The organism is Photobacterium piscicola (assembly GCF_046058925.1).
Lineage (GTDB): Bacteria > Pseudomonadota > Gammaproteobacteria > Enterobacterales > Vibrionaceae > Photobacterium > Photobacterium piscicola.
On sequence record NZ_CP175534.1, the window covers coordinates 790163 to 807177 of the forward strand.

General features: G+C 41.6%; 16 protein-coding genes and 17 tRNA genes. 5 read left to right on the top strand and 28 right to left on the bottom strand.

The features are described 5' to 3' along the window. Positions 1–261: 261 nt before the first annotated feature. The 20 genes from ACJZU6_RS03800 to mutY all read right to left on the bottom strand — a co-directional run bounded on the left by ACJZU6_RS03800 (position 262) and on the right by mutY (position 6420). Positions 262–337: transfer RNA gene (locus tag ACJZU6_RS03800), tRNA-Thr, on the bottom strand. 46 nt (positions 338–383) lie between these two features. Next, positions 384–459 (bottom strand) — tRNA-Phe (locus tag ACJZU6_RS03805). Positions 460–514: 55 nt separating this feature from the next. Continuing rightward, positions 515–590, bottom strand: a tRNA-Thr gene (locus ACJZU6_RS03810). Between the two features lie 49 nt (positions 591–639). After that, positions 640–715, bottom strand: a tRNA-Asn gene (locus ACJZU6_RS03815). Positions 716–761: 46 nt separating this feature from the next. Further along, positions 762–837, bottom strand: a tRNA-Phe gene (locus ACJZU6_RS03820). Positions 838–892: 55 nt separating this feature from the next. After that, positions 893–968 (bottom strand) — tRNA-Thr (locus ACJZU6_RS03825). A gap of 48 nt (positions 969–1016) precedes the next feature. Then, positions 1017–1092, bottom strand: a tRNA-Asn gene (locus tag ACJZU6_RS03830). 45 nt (positions 1093–1137) lie between these two features. Next, a tRNA-Phe gene (locus ACJZU6_RS03835) sits at positions 1138–1213 on the bottom strand. A 1525-nt stretch (positions 1214–2738) separates the two neighbouring features. Further along, positions 2739–2830: transfer RNA gene (locus tag ACJZU6_RS03840), tRNA-Ser, on the bottom strand. Between the two features lie 95 nt (positions 2831–2925). Continuing rightward, positions 2926–3001 (bottom strand) — tRNA-Asn (locus ACJZU6_RS03845). A gap of 46 nt (positions 3002–3047) precedes the next feature. Next, a tRNA-Phe gene (locus ACJZU6_RS03850) sits at positions 3048–3123 on the bottom strand. A gap of 55 nt (positions 3124–3178) precedes the next feature. Continuing rightward, positions 3179–3254, bottom strand: a tRNA-Thr gene (locus ACJZU6_RS03855). Between the two features lie 49 nt (positions 3255–3303). Next, positions 3304–3379 (bottom strand) — tRNA-Asn (locus ACJZU6_RS03860). A gap of 46 nt (positions 3380–3425) precedes the next feature. Continuing rightward, positions 3426–3501: transfer RNA gene (locus tag ACJZU6_RS03865), tRNA-Phe, on the bottom strand. Between the two features lie 55 nt (positions 3502–3556). After that, positions 3557–3632 (bottom strand) — tRNA-Thr (locus ACJZU6_RS03870). A 48-nt stretch (positions 3633–3680) separates the two neighbouring features. Beyond that, positions 3681–3756: transfer RNA gene (locus ACJZU6_RS03875), tRNA-Asn, on the bottom strand. 45 nt (positions 3757–3801) lie between these two features. After that, positions 3802–3877: transfer RNA gene (locus ACJZU6_RS03880), tRNA-Phe, on the bottom strand. Between the two features lie 168 nt (positions 3878–4045). Then, positions 4046–4318, bottom strand: a complete 273-nt coding sequence (locus ACJZU6_RS03885; protein WP_080158270.1) for an oxidative damage protection protein — start codon at positions 4316–4318, stop codon at positions 4046–4048. A gap of 170 nt (positions 4319–4488) precedes the next feature. Continuing rightward, positions 4489–5250: a 5'-methylthioadenosine/adenosylhomocysteine nucleosidase gene (locus ACJZU6_RS03890; RefSeq protein ID WP_408900673.1), complete on the bottom strand. Its 762-nt coding sequence runs from the start codon at positions 5248–5250 to the stop codon at positions 4489–4491. A 120-nt stretch (positions 5251–5370) separates the two neighbouring features. After that, positions 5371–6420 (bottom strand): A/G-specific adenine glycosylase, encoded by a 1050-nt coding sequence (gene mutY, locus ACJZU6_RS03895; protein ID WP_408900674.1) that lies wholly within the window; start codon positions 6418–6420, stop codon positions 5371–5373. Positions 6421–6670: 250 nt separating this feature from the next. On the opposite strand from mutY, the gene trmB reads away from it, so the two are divergent. The 3 genes from trmB to ACJZU6_RS03910 all read left to right on the top strand — a co-directional run bounded on the left by trmB (position 6671) and on the right by ACJZU6_RS03910 (position 8891). Beyond that, on the top strand, positions 6671–7408 hold the full coding sequence (gene trmB, locus ACJZU6_RS03900) for a tRNA (guanosine(46)-N7)-methyltransferase TrmB (RefSeq protein ID WP_080158267.1): 738 nt from the start codon (positions 6671–6673) through the stop codon (positions 7406–7408). Between the two features lie 104 nt (positions 7409–7512). Beyond that, entirely contained in the window at positions 7513–8433 is a 921-nt protein-coding gene (gene glsB, locus ACJZU6_RS03905) for a glutaminase B (protein ID WP_080158266.1), read from the top strand. 59 nt (positions 8434–8492) lie between these two features. Continuing rightward, entirely contained in the window at positions 8493–8891 is a 399-nt protein-coding gene (locus ACJZU6_RS03910; protein WP_158258949.1) for a DUF2884 family protein, read from the top strand. Between the two features lie 116 nt (positions 8892–9007). Here ACJZU6_RS03910 and hemW read toward each other — a convergent pair whose 3' ends face one another. From hemW to ACJZU6_RS03940, 6 genes are all read right to left on the bottom strand, one after another. Then, positions 9008–10168, bottom strand: coding sequence for a radical SAM family heme chaperone HemW (gene hemW, locus ACJZU6_RS03915; protein WP_408900675.1), 1161 nt, complete (start codon positions 10166–10168; stop codon positions 9008–9010). A gap of 3 nt (positions 10169–10171) precedes the next feature. Next, the gene (locus ACJZU6_RS03920; protein WP_080158263.1) at positions 10172–10762 is read right to left on the bottom strand and encodes an XTP/dITP diphosphatase; all 591 of its coding nucleotides are present in this window, start codon (positions 10760–10762) and stop codon (positions 10172–10174) included. Positions 10763–10934: 172 nt separating this feature from the next. Then, a complete protein-coding gene (gene yggU, locus ACJZU6_RS03925) occupies positions 10935–11231 on the bottom strand; it encodes a DUF167 family protein YggU (RefSeq protein ID WP_045037795.1) in 297 nt (98 codons plus the stop codon). Then, on the bottom strand, positions 11228–11785 hold the full coding sequence (locus tag ACJZU6_RS03930) for a YggT family protein (protein WP_080158262.1): 558 nt from the start codon (positions 11783–11785) through the stop codon (positions 11228–11230). The genes yggU and ACJZU6_RS03930 overlap by 4 nt, the downstream gene beginning before the upstream one ends. 9 nt (positions 11786–11794) lie before the next feature. Then, positions 11795–12613 (bottom strand): pyrroline-5-carboxylate reductase, encoded by an 819-nt coding sequence (proC, locus tag ACJZU6_RS03935; protein ID WP_080158261.1) that lies wholly within the window; start codon positions 12611–12613, stop codon positions 11795–11797. 92 nt (positions 12614–12705) lie between these two features. Next, the gene (locus ACJZU6_RS03940; RefSeq protein ID WP_408900676.1) at positions 12706–13416 is read right to left on the bottom strand and encodes a YggS family pyridoxal phosphate-dependent enzyme; all 711 of its coding nucleotides are present in this window, start codon (positions 13414–13416) and stop codon (positions 12706–12708) included. A 25-nt stretch (positions 13417–13441) separates the two neighbouring features. Between ACJZU6_RS03940 and ACJZU6_RS03945 the strand changes: the two genes are divergently transcribed. Further along, positions 13442–14479 (top strand): type IV pilus twitching motility protein PilT, encoded by a 1038-nt coding sequence (locus ACJZU6_RS03945; RefSeq protein ID WP_080158259.1) that lies wholly within the window; start codon positions 13442–13444, stop codon positions 14477–14479. A gap of 21 nt (positions 14480–14500) precedes the next feature. Beyond that, positions 14501–15604 carry a PilT/PilU family type 4a pilus ATPase gene (locus ACJZU6_RS03950; RefSeq protein WP_408900677.1) on the top strand — a complete coding sequence of 368 codons (1104 nt, stop codon included), beginning with the start codon at positions 14501–14503 and terminating at the stop codon, positions 15602–15604. Positions 15605–15962: 358 nt separating this feature from the next. Here the strand turns inward: ACJZU6_RS03950 and ruvX are convergent, their stop codons facing one another. Together ruvX and ACJZU6_RS03960 are read right to left on the bottom strand one after the other, a co-directional pair. Next, entirely contained in the window at positions 15963–16394 is a 432-nt protein-coding gene (gene ruvX / locus ACJZU6_RS03955; RefSeq protein ID WP_036793273.1) for a Holliday junction resolvase RuvX, read from the bottom strand. Next, positions 16391–16954 (bottom strand): YqgE/AlgH family protein, encoded by a 564-nt coding sequence (locus ACJZU6_RS03960; RefSeq protein WP_080158257.1) that lies wholly within the window; start codon positions 16952–16954, stop codon positions 16391–16393. Before ACJZU6_RS03960 ends, ruvX begins: the two co-directional genes overlap by 4 nt. Between the last annotated feature and the right edge of the window lie 61 nt (positions 16955–17015).

The following is a 17015-nucleotide window of genomic DNA, read 5'->3' on the forward strand; positions in this document are numbered from 1 at the left end:
GGACGAGGTTTTTAGAGACGAGGAAGAGCAGAAGATAGGCGTAACAGCAGGGACGAGTTTTTTAGAGACGAATAAGGGCAGTAGCAAGATTATTATTGACAATAATATTGCTGGTGTTAAAAATTTCGAACCCTCGAACCCTCGAACCCTCGAACCCTCGAACCCTCGAACCCTCGAACCCTCGAACCCTCGAACCCTCGAACCCGTTCCTCTTTTCTCCAGACGAAAAAAAACCTCATCAAAGATGAGGTTTTCAAAAGATGGTGCCGACTACCGGAGTCGAACTGGTGACCTACTGATTACAAGTCAGTTGCTCTACCTACTGAGCTAAGTCGGCACACTAAATTCTTTTTAAATAATGAGCTAAGTCATTATCTTTAATATGGTGCCTCGAGGCGGAATCGAACCACCGACACGAGGATTTTCAATCCTCTGCTCTACCGACTGAGCTATCAAGGCAAACACAGCAATATAATTGCTATTGTTGCATTTCTTACCGAGGTAAGAGAATAAATGGTGCCGACTACCGGAGTCGAACTGGTGACCTACTGATTACAAGTCAGTTGCTCTACCTACTGAGCTAAGTCGGCACATTAATTCTTTTATATTCCTTTACTCTATTGAGTGAAGAAATAAATTTGGCTCCCTCTACTGGACTTGAACCAGTGACATACGGATTAACAGTCCGGCGTTCTACCAACTGAACTAAGAGGGAATTAACTTTTACTATTCAACACGACGAGTCGTATCAAATTTTAATATGGTGCCTCGAGGCGGAATCGAACCACCGACACGAGGATTTTCAATCCTCTGCTCTACCGACTGAGCTATCAAGGCAAACACAGCAATGTAATTGCTATTGTTGCATTTCTTACCGAAGTAAGAGAATAAATGGTGCCGACTACCGGAGTCGAACTGGTGACCTACTGATTACAAGTCAGTTGCTCTACCTACTGAGCTAAGTCGGCACATTAATTCTGTAATCTCTCCGCTCTATTGAGCCAAGAAATAAATAGTGGCTCCCTCTACTGGACTTGAACCAGTGACATACGGATTAACAGTCCGGCGTTCTACCAACTGAACTAAGAGGGAACAGATTTTATTGTTGCTTAACACCAAACTTCAAAAGAGAAGAAATGGTGCCTCGAGGCGGAATCGAACCACCGACACGAGGATTTTCAATCCTCTGCTCTACCGACTGAGCTATCAAGGCAACGGAGCGCATTAAAAAGGTTTTTGACCTTTTCGTCAATGGTTTTTTTTTAAATAGTTACTAACATTATCTTTTTTGTTCTTATTGTTGGTATTTTGAACGTGAATGTTTGGTTTTATATGTTTTTGTAGTTATCGACACTATTAATACCAATTCGATAGTGAGCGTTAAAAAGTGAGTGTAAGCATAAAAAATAACAAATTTTAGTCTTTGAAAAAGAATAATTAATACTGAAAACCGTCAAAAGTGATCCTCATTGTTCTCTCACACGGCGATTAATTATTTTTGACTGGTATTTTTATGCTTACGCGGATAGCAATCATCGTCATTTTTTATAGTAAATACCCGCAAGGATGATAGGGAATCTACTCGCGTTGTGGATTGATTGTTTTGGCTGGTGTCTTTTTGGGTCAATCACGTTATGAATAGATCGCGGATAGCCTTGTTCCTCAACTTTCGGTATGTGAATCATGGGCTAAATGAATGCCAAACTAACCCCGTCATTCCCTACAGTGAGGTTACGAACGAGATAGGGAATCTACTGTTCACGCGTTGTAGAGTGATTGTTTTGGCTGGCATCTTTTAGGCTCAATCACGTTGTGAATAGATCGCGGATAATAAGCTGCGACATTTTTGAGGTGGCATACAAGTCTTACCTCGTCATTCCCTACAGTGAGGTTACGAACGAGATAGGGAATCTACTATTCGCGCGTTGTGGATTGATTGTTTTGGCTGGTGTCTTTTGGGCTCAATCATGCTGTGAGTAGATCACGGATAGCCTTGTTCCTCAACTTTCGGTATGTGAATAATGGGCTAAATGAATGCCAAACTAACCCCGTCATTCCCTACAGTGAGGTTACGAACGAGATAGGGAATCTACTATTCGCGCGTTGTAGATTAATTGTTTTGGCTGGTGTCTTTTAGGCTCAATCACGCAGTGAATAGATCGCGGATAGCCCTTGTACCTCAGCTTTCGAGATGTGAATGATGGGCTACCCCGTCATTCCCTACAGTGAGGTTACGAACGAGATAGGGAATCTACTATTCGCGCGTTGTAGAGTGATTGTTTTTGGCTGGCATCTTTTAGGCTCAATCACGCTGTGAATAGATCGCGGATAGCCCTTGTACCTCAGCTTTCGAGATGTGAATGATGGGCTATCCCGTCATTCCCTACAGTGAGGTTACGAACGAGATAGGGAATCTACTATTCGCGCGTTGTGGATTGATTATTTTGGCTGGTGTCTTTTAGGCTCAATCACGCTGTGAATAGATCGCGGATAGCCCTTGTACCTCAGCTTTCGAGATGTGAATGATGGGCTATCCCGTCATTCCCTACAGTGAGGTTACGAACGAGATAGGGAATCTACTATTCGCGCGTTGTGGATTGATTATTTTGGCTGGTGTCTTTTAGGCTCAATCACGCTGTGAATAGATCGCGGATAGTCCGTACCTCAGCTTTCGAGAAGGGAATTTTATTAAAGTACAGACGAAAAAAAACCTTGTCTTTCGACAAGGTTTTCTTGTTTGGCTTCACTCTACTGGACTTGAACCAGTGACATACGGATTAGCAGTCCGCCAAGCTTCTCATAAAGTGCCGCCAACTGAACTAAGAGGGAATTATCGAGTAGGGAGTCAAAGATTTGATCAATAAAGTTTGTTTCACTAAAGTACAGACGAAAAAAAACCTTGTCTTTCGACAAGGTTTTCTTGTTTGGCTCCCTCTACTGGACTTGAACCAGTGACATACGGATTAACAGTCCGGCGTTCTACCAACTGAACTAAGAGGGAATTAACTTTTACTATTCAACACGACGAATCGTATCAAATTTTAATATGGTGCCTCGAGGCGGAATCGAACCACCGACACGAGGATTTTCAATCCTCTGCTCTACCGACTGAGCTATCAAGGCAAACACAGCAATATAATTGCTATTGTTGCATTTCTTACCGAAGTAAGAGAATAAATGGTGCCGACTACCGGAGTCGAACTGGTGACCTACTGATTACAAGTCAGTTGCTCTACCTACTGAGCTAAGTCGGCACATTAATTCTTTTATATTCCTTTACTCTATTGAGTGAAGAAATAAATTTGGCTCCCTCTACTGGACTTGAACCAGTGACATACGGATTAACAGTCCGGCGTTCTACCAACTGAACTAAGAGGGAATTAACTTTTACTATTCAACACGACGAATCGTATCAAATTTTAATATGGTGCCTCGAGGCGGAATCGAACCACCGACACGAGGATTTTCAATCCTCTGCTCTACCGACTGAGCTATCAAGGCAAACACAGCAATATAATTGCCATTGTTGCATTTCTTACCAAAGTAAGAGAATAAATGGTGCCGACTACCGGAGTCGAACTGGTGACCTACTGATTACAAGTCAGTTGCTCTACCTACTGAGCTAAGTCGGCACATTAATTCTGTAATCTCTCCGCTCTATTGAGCCAAGAAATAAATAGTGGCTCCCTCTACTGGACTTGAACCAGTGACATACGGATTAACAGTCCGGCGTTCTACCAACTGAACTAAGAGGGAACAGATTTTATCGTTGCTTAACACCAAACTTCAAAAGAGAAGAAATGGTGCCTCGAGGCGGAATCGAACCACCGACACGAGGATTTTCAATCCTCTGCTCTACCGACTGAGCTATCAAGGCAACGGGGCGCTATTAAAAGGGTTTTGAGCCTTTTCGTCAACTCTTTTTTTAATAAAAAACGATTATTATGTTTGAGTGTTGGCTTTTTGTTCGTTGTGGCGTGATTTTTTACATTTTTAGTACTTTCCGCCGTTGAGATTACGGCGGAATATCTATTTGATTTAAATGTTATTTTTCTGGTGGTGTATAACCATCAATCACTACATCTTTACCTTCAAACAAAAAATTCACCATTTCTGTCTCAAGTAATTGACGATGTTCAGGATTCATCATATTGAGTTTTTTTTCATTGATTAGCATGGTTTGCTTGGCTTGCCATTGTGCCCATGCTTGCTTTGATACCGTATCAAAAATGCGTTGGCCAAGTTCACCTGGGTACAATTGAAAATCTAGACCTTCAGCTTCTTGCTGTAGACGGACACAAAAAACAGTACGGCTCATGGAATATTCCTTATGCATTCATTATTAAATTACAGCGAGATGGCTGTATCTATAATTGCTGTATTTATAGCAATAGTTATACCAGACTCGGCCAGTAGCGGCTAGGGTCGAGACAGGAATAACAACCGTGTAATCAGTGTGGATTACACGGTTTGCTGGGTTGGTATGGTTTAATGAGTGTCTAGCATAGCTAAGGTGATCGCTACGGAATTATCAGCGGTTATTTGTTTTAATTTAGGGTAGTCAAAGTGTGCTGATCCATCAGCTTTGTCTGAAATGGTACGAATAACAACAAATGGTTTGTTAAACATAAAGGCAACTTGTGCCACTGCCGCACCTTCCATTTCAATAGCCATTGCATTGAATTCATTATGAATAAACTTTACTTTTTGTTTATCAGCAATGAATTGATCACCTGTTGCAATAATTCCTTGAAATACTTTTTGATTATCAAGAACCCGTTGTGCTGCCGCAAATGCTTGAGCGGTTAATTGTGGATCTGCATAAAAGTAGCGATCATCAAATCCATCCATGTGACCGGGTTTATTACCAAAAACGGTTAAATCGACATCATGTTGTACCAATGCGGTTGAAACCACAACATCGGTTGGTGATAGTTGAGATGCTGCCGCGCCGGCAATACCTGTAAAGATCAATTTATCGACTTTAAATTCACGTATTAACGTTGTGGTTGTGACGGCAGCATTCACTTTACCGACACCTGAACGAGTGACAACAACCGAATGTTTACCGATTTGTCCTTGATAATACAGATGTTGACCGATAGTAACTGTGTGCTTGTTTTTAATATGTGGCAGTAAATTGGTAATTTCAGCATCCATAGCACCAACGATAGCAATCGTTTGCGCTGCGGATGCGAAAAAAGAACAACTTGTTAGAATAGTGGCGAAGAAGTAGCTTAATTTTTTCATAATAGAATGGATTAATAATAGGTTAGGGGGTAAAGATAGTAACTAGTTACATTTTAAAATGACATCATAAAAGCGGATCTTATGAGGTGAAAATGTAACTAGTGATAAATTTATTTATAGCTAAAGGTATAACAGCCCATCAAGGATCTTTTGCACTGGCGCTGCAAGGCCTATTTTAGCGGGATCATGGAGATCATACCATTGTCCTTGGCGCTCATGGATCACATCAGGGAGTGTGTTTAAGGTAAATAAAACGGGCACAATATCGAGGTGATAATGACTAAAGGTGTGTCTGAATGCTATTAGCTGTTGTTGGCTGGCGATCAGTGTTTGCGGCTGACCTAATTGCTGCAATAACAGATCATCGAGATCGTCACTATCATGTTGCGGGAAGCACCATAAGCCGCCCCAAATACCCACTTGTGGGCGTTGTTCCAGCCATACTTTGTCGCCATAACGTAAAATCGCGAACCAAGTTTGCTTTTCAGGCATTACTTTTTTAGGTTTCTTTCCCGGAAATTCTGTCTGACGCTGTTGAGCTTTTGCAATACATTGGGCCTCAATGGGGCACAAATCGCATTTAGGTTTGCTGCGAGTACAAATCATCGCGCCCATATCCATCATCGCTTGATTATAGCGTTCGACACCCATCGGTGGCGTATTTTCAATGGCTATGTCCCACAACGCATTTTCAACGGTTTTTTTCCCCGGCCAACCTTCAATCGCATAACAGCGCGCTAAAGTACGCTTAACGTTGCCATCTAAAATCGAATGGTGCTGTTTTAATGATAGCGATAACACTGCACCGGCGGTTGAGCGTCCAATACCCGGCAGGGCTTCAACTTCTGCAATCGTTGTCGGAAATTCGCCATTATGCTCAGCGACAATTAATTGGGCTGCTTTGTGAAGATTGCGTGCTCGAGCGTAATAGCCCAAGCCCGTCCATAAATGTAACACTTCATCTTGCTCGGCTGCGGCAAGATCTGCCACCGTTGGAAAGCGTGCCATAAAACGTTCAAAATAAGGGATCACTGTTGCAACTTGGGTTTGTTGCAGCATGATTTCAGATAGCCATACTTTGTAGGGGGTCTTTTGATGTTGCCATGGAAGGGTTTTTCGACCGAATTTATCATACCACGCTAGAATAGCGTCGGAAAAAGCTGTACTCACGGTGAACTCACTTTACTTAATGGGCTTAAAAAATGCCAGCTTGCGCTTTATTATGGAATGATCTTGCGGAAAATTGGAGTCCGTGGGAACGATCCCTTATACTGCAAGTCATCAATGTTATGGCGTCTATAATGACGTTATTGACTAAGATTGCATCATAAACTGGCGATTGTCACACTTGATAGACTTGAATTGAGCCTATAAGTTTGGATAATGCCGTTCCGTTTCTTTTTTTGTTTGGATAGTTAGCATGAGCGAAGTTTCAAAAAAGTCAGGTGACGTAACTCTGACTGAATTTACCGATGAAGGCAAAATGGTTCGTAAGATCCGTAGTTTTGTTCGTCGTGAAGGCCGTTTAACCAAGGGTCAAGAACATGCGATGGAAAAAAACTGGCCAGCCATGGGTATTGATTTCGCCACTGAAATGCTTGACTGGACACAAGTCTTTAACCGTGAAGCGCCAGTTGTGTTAGAAATTGGCTTTGGCATGGGTGCATCATTAGTTGAAATGGCACAAGCTGCGCCAGAGAAAAACTATGTGGGTATTGAAGTTCATAGTCCAGGTGTAGGTCACTGTTTGATGGGCGCTGAAGCGGCTAATTTAACTAACTTACGCGTAATGTGTCATGACGGTGTGGAAGTGTTTGAACACATGATTCCTGATGGCAGCCTTGATATGGTACAGTTGTTCTTCCCTGACCCATGGCATAAAGCACGTCACCATAAGCGCCGTATTGTTCAGCCTGAATTTGCTGAAATGCTACGTAAAAAGCTTAAAATTGGTGGTATTTTCCATATGGCAACTGATTGGGAAAACTACGCAGAGCATATGGTTGAAGTAATGGATGCGGCACCTGGCTACAAAAATACTGCCACTGATGGTGCTTACATTGCTCGCCCTGAAGATCGTCCTTTAACTAAGTTTGAAGCACGTGGTCATCGCCTAGGTCATGGCGTATGGGATATGAAGTACATGCGTACTGAATAATTGCAGAGATTGCTGTGACCGTCGAGTAGAGTGACAGCAGTGATTGCGTTATTTATTTAGAAAGCCAACTTTTGTTGGCTTTTTTGTTATTGGAGATGAAATAAATGAAGCCGACAGAGACCTTACTCAATGGCATTTTAGATGAAGTTAGACCATTGATTGGTCAAGGGAAAGTCGCTAACTATATTCCAGCTTTAGCTGAAGTTCCTGCGAATAAATTAGGCATTGCTGTGTGTTATAACGATGGTGAAATTATTCAAGCTGGCGATAGCCAAGAAAGCTTTTCTATTCAATCAATCTCCAAAGTTTTATCACTGACATTAGCGATGGCACTTTATGAACCCGATGAGTTATGGGCGCGAGTAGGGAAAGAGCCTTCAGGTCAGGCATTTAATTCAATGATTCAGTTGGAATTAGAAAATGGTATTCCTCGAAATCCATTTATTAATCCCGGCGCGATTGTGATTTCTGACATGTTGTATAGCCGCTTGTGTGCGCCGCAATATCGCATGCTTGAATTAGTACGTGAATTATCCTGTAACCCACAGATTGTTTACGACAAAATTGTAGCGAACTCAGAGATGCAACACAGTGATCGTAATGCTTCGATTGCTTATCTGATGCGGTCATTTGGTAACTTCAATAATGAAGTCATGCCAGTGTTAAATAACTACTTTAGCTACTGTGCATTAAAAATGAGTTGCGTCGATTTAGCGCGTACATTTTCTTATTTAGCAAATAAAGGTCAGCCTTTAGGTGCAAAAACGCCAATTATTAGCCAAACTCAAAGTAAGCATATAAATGCATTGCTTGCGACATGCGGGTTATATGATGGCGCGGGCGAGTTTGCTTACCGCGTTGGTATGCCGGGTAAATCAGGTGTTGGTGGCGGTATTGTAGCGATTGTACCGGGAGAAATGACAATAGCGGTGTGGTCGCCAGAATTGGATCAATCAGGGAATTCTCTGGTGGGTACCGCAGCATTAGAAAAGTTATCAGCACGGATTGGACGTTCTATTTTTTAGTGGGTATATATCGAAATGATATGTCGCAACCCACTTTTTCAGGGAAGCGAGTATTATTTATGAATATTAAACGATATATAAAAAATGGCTGTGGGTTGTTATTTGGATTGAGCATTAGTTCATCCGTTATGGCTGTCGAGTGTCAGCCATTGTGGCAAAATAATGTCAGTTTTACCGATGAAAAATTAATACTAGAGCAAGACACACAGACCTTTACGATTAAAGATAATGGTCAGCTTTATTTTGATATTCATAAAGTAAATTTAGGCCCGCAACAAACTGAATTATTGGCACAATACTATCAGACGATCACCACTGATTTGCCATATGTTTTATCTCATGGTCAACATATTGATACGACGCTATGTAATTTTGCGGCAGTGCGTATTGATAAAGAAAATCAAATTCGACAACAGATTCCAGCGTTGAAAAACTGGCGGAGTGTCAGTTTAGAATAAGCAGCTTAGTTATTTTGATCTTTGATGAGCGGTAACTAAAAAAAGCGATTCACAGGATGAGATCGCTTTTTTTGATTATTTTGATGAGAGATATTGAAGATTTACGAGTGGGTTAATTATTCATCGTCTTCAACAAAAGCGGCTAATAAATCATTTAAGAATAATTTACCATGCTCGGTGATCTGCCATTGATCGCCATTATCTTGTAAATAATTTTGCTCAATTGCCCAATCAATATTGGCTTCAATGGTCGTCAACGGTAAACCAGTACGATCAATGAAGTCTTGCTTTGGACACGCTTCTAATAATCGAAATCTGTTCATGAAAAACTCAAATGGACGTTCGCTATCAGCCACCGCAATTTGCTCGCTTAAATAAGGCTTATTCGCTTGTAAATATCCACGAGGATGTTTGACCTTTACGGTGCGAATAATACGCCCATCATCAAAACTGATTTTTCCATGCGCGCCACAGCCAATACCTAAGTAATCGCCAAAGCGCCAATAATTAAGATTATGTTGGCATTGCTTTCCGGGCTTACTGTAACCAGAAATTTCATATTGCTGGTAACCCGCAGCAGTTAGCAAGGAATGACCTTGCTCAAAAATATCCCATAAATCATCGTCATCAGGTAATGTCGGTGGTTTTGAGTAATACAGGGTATTGGGTTCAATCGTAAGTTGATACCAAGACAAATGTGGTGGATCGAGTGCGATCGCTTGCTTAAGATCGCTGATCGCATCAGTAATAGATTGATCAGGTAAGCCATGCATCAGATCAGTATTAAAACTGTTTAATTCGGCAGATTTTGCCAGTTCAATTGCTTTAATTGCTTCTTGGCTGCCATGAATACGGCCTAAACGTTGTAATTTATCGTCTTGGAAACTTTGAATGCCAATTGAAATTCGGTTTACCCCTGCTTGACGATAACCATCAAAGCGTCCGGCTTCAACCGTACCTGGATTGGCTTCCATGGTGATTTCAATAGTGTCACTAAATGGAATACGGCTTTCAATGGCGGCCAGTAAGCGACCAATTTCAGAGGGAGAAATTAAACTTGGCGTACCACCACCAATAAAAATTGAATGCAGTGGTCGTTGACCATTCACTAATTGATATGCCATCAGATCGGTTTCGAGATCATCAATGAGCGCATCAATATAATCAAGTTCTGGCAATTCAGTTTTTAGCGCATGCGAATTAAAGTCGCAATAGGGGCACTTTTGGACACACCAAGGAATGTGAACATATAAGCTGAGTGGTGGAGGAACAAGCATGAGTTAGCCTTTTAGTGCACTGAAAAGTTGTTGAAGTGCTTTACCACGGTGTGATAGTTGCTTTTTACGACTTGGGTCAAGTTGCGCTGAAGCACATTGATCTTCAGGTACCCAGAAAATCGGATCATAACCAAAGCCATTGTCGCCATGACGTTCAGTTAAAATACTACCTTCCCACGAGCCATGACACACTAGCGGTGTAGGATCATTTTCATGGCGCATCATCACTAAGACACAATGGAAACGCGCACTACGTTGTGCTTCTGGAACACCGTCCATTGCTGCAAGTAATTTATCAATGTTTTCGGCATCCGTTGCACCTTCACCGGCAAAACGAGCTGAATAAATACCCGGCGCACCTTGTAGGAAATCAACCTCAAGTCCTGAATCATCAGCAATCGCAGCACAACCAGTTTCTTTGGCAGCATGGCGCGCTTTGATGATCGCATTTTCAATAAACGTGGTGCCTGTTTCTGCTACTTCTGAAACATTAAAATCGCTTTGAGCGACCACATCAAATCCAAAGTCAGCAAGTAGGGAAGCCATTTCTTTTACTTTGCCTTGATTGCCTGTTGCCAGTACCAGTTTGCTCATATTGATGCCTTTTGAAAACGTTCATTCGTTAATGGCCGCTATGATAGCCGTTGTGGGAATAATAACAAAGTCGAGCACTCAGCAAGGTTATGTTATGAGGGATGATTGAATATAAAAAAAGCGAACATCAGAATGATATTCGCTTTTTTAACAATAGTAACTGGCAGCAAAGCTATTGCATTAAATTAGCGATAGTTTCAGGGATCTGCTTAGGATCTTCGATACGGATTTGCTTATGGCGACCTTGAAAGCCTTTTTCCACGTGCACTAATCCTTTTGCTACTTTAAATTGCTTGGCTAAGTATTTGGCTAAATGTGCATTCGCTTTACCATCAACCGGGGGGGCTGTAATGGCAATTTTAACTTCACCACCATGCAGACCAACTATTTGATCACGGCTGGCTTTAGGTTGAATGTAAAGTCGAATAACGACATCATCACCTTGGCGAAATACAGCATTATCACTCATAACTGGAACCAAATTGGACCAATTAAATCACCCATTAAATAGTTAGCAAACTGCAAGCCTAAGAAGATCACCAGAATACTTAAATCAAGACCACCCATCGCTGGCAGAACGCGACGAATCGGTGCCATTAGTGGTTCTGTTAGTTGGTGCATGACATATTCCATTGGGCTGCGACCTTGGCTTACCCAACTTAAAATGGCACGAATTAATAGTACCCAGAATAATAAACCGCCAGCGGCTTTTAAGAATGCTAATAGACCAAAGAATAAGAACATTGGACTAAATGCTGATGCTCCACCTGTTAGCGCCAATTGCAGTAAAACAAACTTAGCCACACACAATAGGTAACCAAACAAGATGGTTGCCATATCAAATGAACCCACTGATGGGATCACACGACGTAGCGGTGCCACAACTGGTTGAGTTGCTTTGACAATAAATTGTGAGAACGGGTTATAAAAATCTGCTCGTGACCATTGTAACCAAACACGTAGCAACACAATCATGATGTAGAGATCAAAGACTGTGGTAATTAAAAAAGCGAGTGAATTCATAATTAAACCTTAAAACAATTGTTCCATTTCTTGAGCACGAGCAACAGCAGCTTGCATTGCTTTAGCCACGATTTCTGTTAAATGATGCTGATTGAACGTATTAATCGCTTCTGCTGTAGTGCCACCTTTAGAAGTCACTTGCTGACGTAGTGTAGCCAGATCCGTGTCAGGATTTGCTTGCACCATTTCTGCTGCGCCTAATGCGGTTTGTTGAACGAGCAGTCGTGCTGTTTGTTCATCAAAACCTTGTGCCATCGCTTGCTGTTGAATCGCTTCCATAAACAAGAAGAAGTAAGCGGGCGCACTGCCTGCTGCGGCAATAATACCATTGATATCTGCTTCTTGTTTAACCCAGCAAATTTCCCCGACGGCTTGTAATAGCTGGCTGGCAAACTGATGATCTTGCGGCGCTAATGTTGCATCTGCATATAAACCGCTCATGCCTTTACCAATTAATGCTGGTGTGTTTGGCATTACGCGTACTAAGTGTAATTGGCTATCAAGCATGGTTGCTAGCCGCGCACTATTAATACCTGCAGCAATAGAGATCACTAATTTATTACTGAAATCTACCGCTTGCAATGGCAAACACACTTCAGCCATTAATTGTGGTTTCACTGCCAGTACGATGACATCAGCTTGTTGCGCTGCACGTAGGTTATCACTATCGGTATGAATACCAAAATCAGCGCTTAACGGTGCGAGACGGGTTTTGCTTGGCGCTGTCGCGGTAATTTTACTCGCGTCATAACCACTGGCAATTAATCCAGCGATGATTGAACGGGCCATGTTACCGGCACCGATAAAGGCGATAGAACGCTGTTCCATGTAATATCCTTTGCTGTTGGTACGACGCGCAAACAAGTAGGCTGAGTCGTTGACCGTAATTGAAGACTATCGTTAAGATCTAAAAATTATTGTTAAGCTTGGCTGCCGTAATCACGTGCACCAAACAGAGCAGTGCCAATTCGAACCATAGTGCTGCCAGCTGCAATTGCCGCTTCCATGTCACCACTCATGCCCATTGATAGTGTATCTAGCTGTGGATGGTGTGGCTTCAGTTGTTCTAATAAATCCGCCAGTTTTTTAAATGCAGCGAACTGACTATCATAATCGGTTTCAGGTTGTGGAATCGACATTAATCCGCGTAAAACTAATCGTGGCATGGTGGCAATTTCCGCCGCAAGTGCCATTGCTTCATCAGCATTGATACCAGATTTACTCGCTTCACCACTGGTATTAACTTGTAACAACACATTTAACGGTGCCATGGTTGCTGGTCGTTGTTCATTTAAGCGTGTCGCTGTTTTAAGGCGATCAATTGAATGCACCCAATCAAAATGCTCAGCGATGGGACGAGTCTTATTGGACTGAATTGGACCAATAAAATGCCACACTAATTTCTCCGCGGCGGGGTGACTCGCAAAGTAATTGACTTTATCAACCCCTTCTTGAACGTAATTTTCACCAAAAGCAACCAGACCTGCGTCAATTGCTTGTTCGATCGCTACAACGGGCTTGGTCTTACTTACCGCTAACAATTGCACCGAATCGATGTTTCTGCCGCATTTTTCAGTTGCGAGTGCCATCTCATTGATGACCTGTGTAATATTTTGCTTGATACTGTTCATAATTGATTCTTGAGGAAAGTTGTTTATGGATATCACCGAATTACTCGATTTTAGTGTAAAGCATAACGCATCAGATCTGCATCTTTCTGCGGGTGTTCCACCAATGATAAGAGTTGATGGCGATGTAAGAAAGCTCAGTTTGCCTGCTTTAACTCACAGTGAAGTGCATCGATTGATTTTTGATATTATGAACGATGCCCAACGTCGAGAGTATGAAGAAAAATTAGAAGTCGATTTTTCTTTTGAATTACCTGATATCGGCCGTTTTAGGATTAACGCTTTTCATCAATCGCGCGGTTGTTCTGCTGTGCTGCGTACCATCCCTATTCATATTCCTACTTTAGCATCATTGAATGTGCCTGAGGTTTTTTATGATATTGCCCAGCTTAACCGTGGTCTCGTGTTAGTGACGGGCGCAACGGGCTCGGGTAAATCAACCACTATTGCCGCCTTAATAGATTACATCAATAGCAACTATCAACGCCATATTTTGACGATTGAAGATCCGATTGAATTTGTCCATACCAGTAAAAGTTGTTTGATCAACCAACGTGAAGTGCATCGTGACACGCTGAGCTTTCAAAATGCCCTGCGGTCATCGTTACGTGAAGATCCCGATGTGATTGTGGTGGGTGAGTTGCGCGATCAAGAAACGATTAGTTTGGCATTAACGGCGGCTGAAACCGGACATTTAGTTTTAGGCACCTTGCATACTAGCTCAGCGGCTAAAACGGTCGATCGTATTATTGACGTCTTTCCCGGCCATGATAAATCGATGGTACGTTCAATGTTATCTGAATCATTACGCGCGGTTGTGGCTCAAAATTTATTGAAGTGTACTTCTGGTGGGCGAGTTGCTTGTCATGAAGTGATGATGGCTACCCCCGCTATTCGAAATTTAATCCGTGAAGATAAAATTGCTCAGATGTATTCAATGATTCAAACCGGTTCTTCACTTGGCATGCAGACTATGGAGCAAAGTGTAAAAATGCTGGTGGCACAAGGAATGGTCGAAGCTGAAGAAGGACGTCGTGTTCTGGATCGTAGCAAAAGCAATTTTTAAGAAAGTTAAAGGAATAACCACATGACGTTAGATGACATTCTTGAGCAAATGGTAGCTAAAAAAGCTTCTGATTTATACATCACTGTTGCTTCAGCTTGCTTATTAAAAATTGATGGTAATTTACATAGTGTCGGTGAAGTGTTAAATCGAAGTGGTGTTGATAGCCTATTTGATCAAGCTATGGATACGAACCTTAGACAAGAATTTTTTAGCACCAAAGAAGCTAATTTTGCTTTAGTTCGTAATGACCTTCGATTTCGTGTCAGTGCTTTTTGGCAACAAGAATTACCTGGAATGGTGATTCGTCGTATTGAAACCCAAATACCACAAATGAGTGATTTGAAATTACCCATAGATATGGAACGACTGGCACTTTCAAAGCGAGGTTTAGTTCTTATTGTTGGTGCTACGGGATCGGGAAAATCAACCTCGATGGCGGCAATGACAGGTTATCGAAATCAGCATCGAAGTGGTCATATTTTAACGGTTGAAGATCCGATTGAATTTGTTCACAAGCACAACAAATGCATTGTGACTCAGCGCGAAGTTGGACTGGATACTGCCAGTTATGAAGTGGCGCTAAAAAACTCCTTACGCCAAGCGCCAGACATGATTTTAATCGGTGAAATTCGTACTAGTGAAACCATGGAATACGCGATGAATTTTGCTGAGACGGGCCATTTATGTATGGCAACTTTGCATGCCAATAATGCTAACCAAGCATTAGAACGTATTTTACATTTAGTGCCTAAAGAGCGACGTGATCAATTTTTATTTGATTTATCACTTAATTTAAAATGTATTTTGGCGCAGCAATTAATCGCAGATGCTAATGGAGAGGGGCGTCATGGTGTGTATGAGTTATTACTTAATACACCACGAGTGGCAGATTTAATTCGACGCGGTGAGTTGTATGAAATTAAAGGTGTAATGGCCAAATCGACTGAAGCTGGAATGAGAACGTTTGATCAATCATTGTATGCATTATTTAATGAAGGAAAGATCAGCGAGCAAGATGCACTTCATCACGCCGACTCTGCTAACGATTTACGGTTGATGATCAAAGTGGGTGATCCTGATGCTAATTCATTGAATAGCTTATCGGGTGTGGCATTAGAAAATTAATAAAGCCTATGATGATCCTTTTGCAAAAGGATCATCATGGTGAAATTAATCGCCACAATGGATAGTAATGTATTTTTTGTTTAATTTATTGATTTTAATGTTATTTGTTTTTTATTCTAATAAATGACGTTTACTAAAATAGCTTTTGGGTTTAAATGATCCAAAAGCTGTACAAGCTGATCAAGCAAGTAATCATAGGGCTTTGAGTAAGACAGTAGTGGTGCTCAAAAATAGAGATCAGCTTTGTGATGATCTTATTTGCAAAAGCTGTACTGCATAAAAAAAAGACAAACGATAATTTTCGTTTGTCTTTTTTATTGGTTTATAGCTGATTTTTTAAAGGTTAAATCAGATGAAATTAAGCGCCATATTGACGCTCAAACCAGCTTTCCAAAATGACCACGGCTGATTGTGAATCGATGTTACCTTTACTTAATGAACGATAACCACCGCGTTCAAATAAATCTGCTTTTGCTTCTACAGTACTTAAACGTTCATCGTGCAATTCAACCGCGTAACCAAATCGACCATGAATACGATTAGCAAATTTCTTGGCCCGTGGTGCGATAGTTTCTAGTTCTTTACCTTCAAGATCTAATGGTAATCCCACCACGATTAAATCGGGTTGCCATTCTTTAAGGATCTTTTCAATGTCATCCCAATTAGGAATACCATCTTTGGCTTTTAAAGCGGCGAGGGGACTGGCAGTACCAGTAAGTTCTTGACCGATAGCAACACCAATACTTTTGGTGCCGTAATCAAAGCTTAATACGCTGCGAGATTGACTCATGCATGGCCTATATCTGATGACAGATTCGCTGGGCTAATACCCAATTTTGCAAGGGCTTGCTGCCAGCGCTGATCTATCGGAGTGGAAAAAATAATATCGCTATCTGCTTCAATGGTTAGCCAATTATTATTCGCTAATTCTTGCTCAAGTTGACCGACATCCCAACCCGCATAACCAAGGGCCACAATAAACTGTTGTGGTGCTTGCTGGGTGCCCAGTTGAGCCAAAATATCTAATGAGGTGGTAACGGCAAGTTGAGGCGTGATAGTAATACTGGAGTTATAATCAGCTGAAATCGAGTGTAATACAAAGCCGCGATCTTCTGCGACAGGCCCGCCATTAAGTACAGGCGCTTCAATACTTATCGGGTCAATTAATGGTTGTGTACGTTCAATATTAATTTGATCAAGCATGTCGACAATTGAAATTTCAATCGGCTGATTAATGATGATACCCATTGCACCTTCATCATTATGTTCACAAACATAAATGACACTATGCTTAAAATTTGGATCTTCCATAGTGGGCATTGCCACTAGAAAATAATTGGTCAGGTTCATTTACAACACCATTAAATACACGTCAGCACCGATGATGGTGTTGATAATAAAAAGCAGCGAT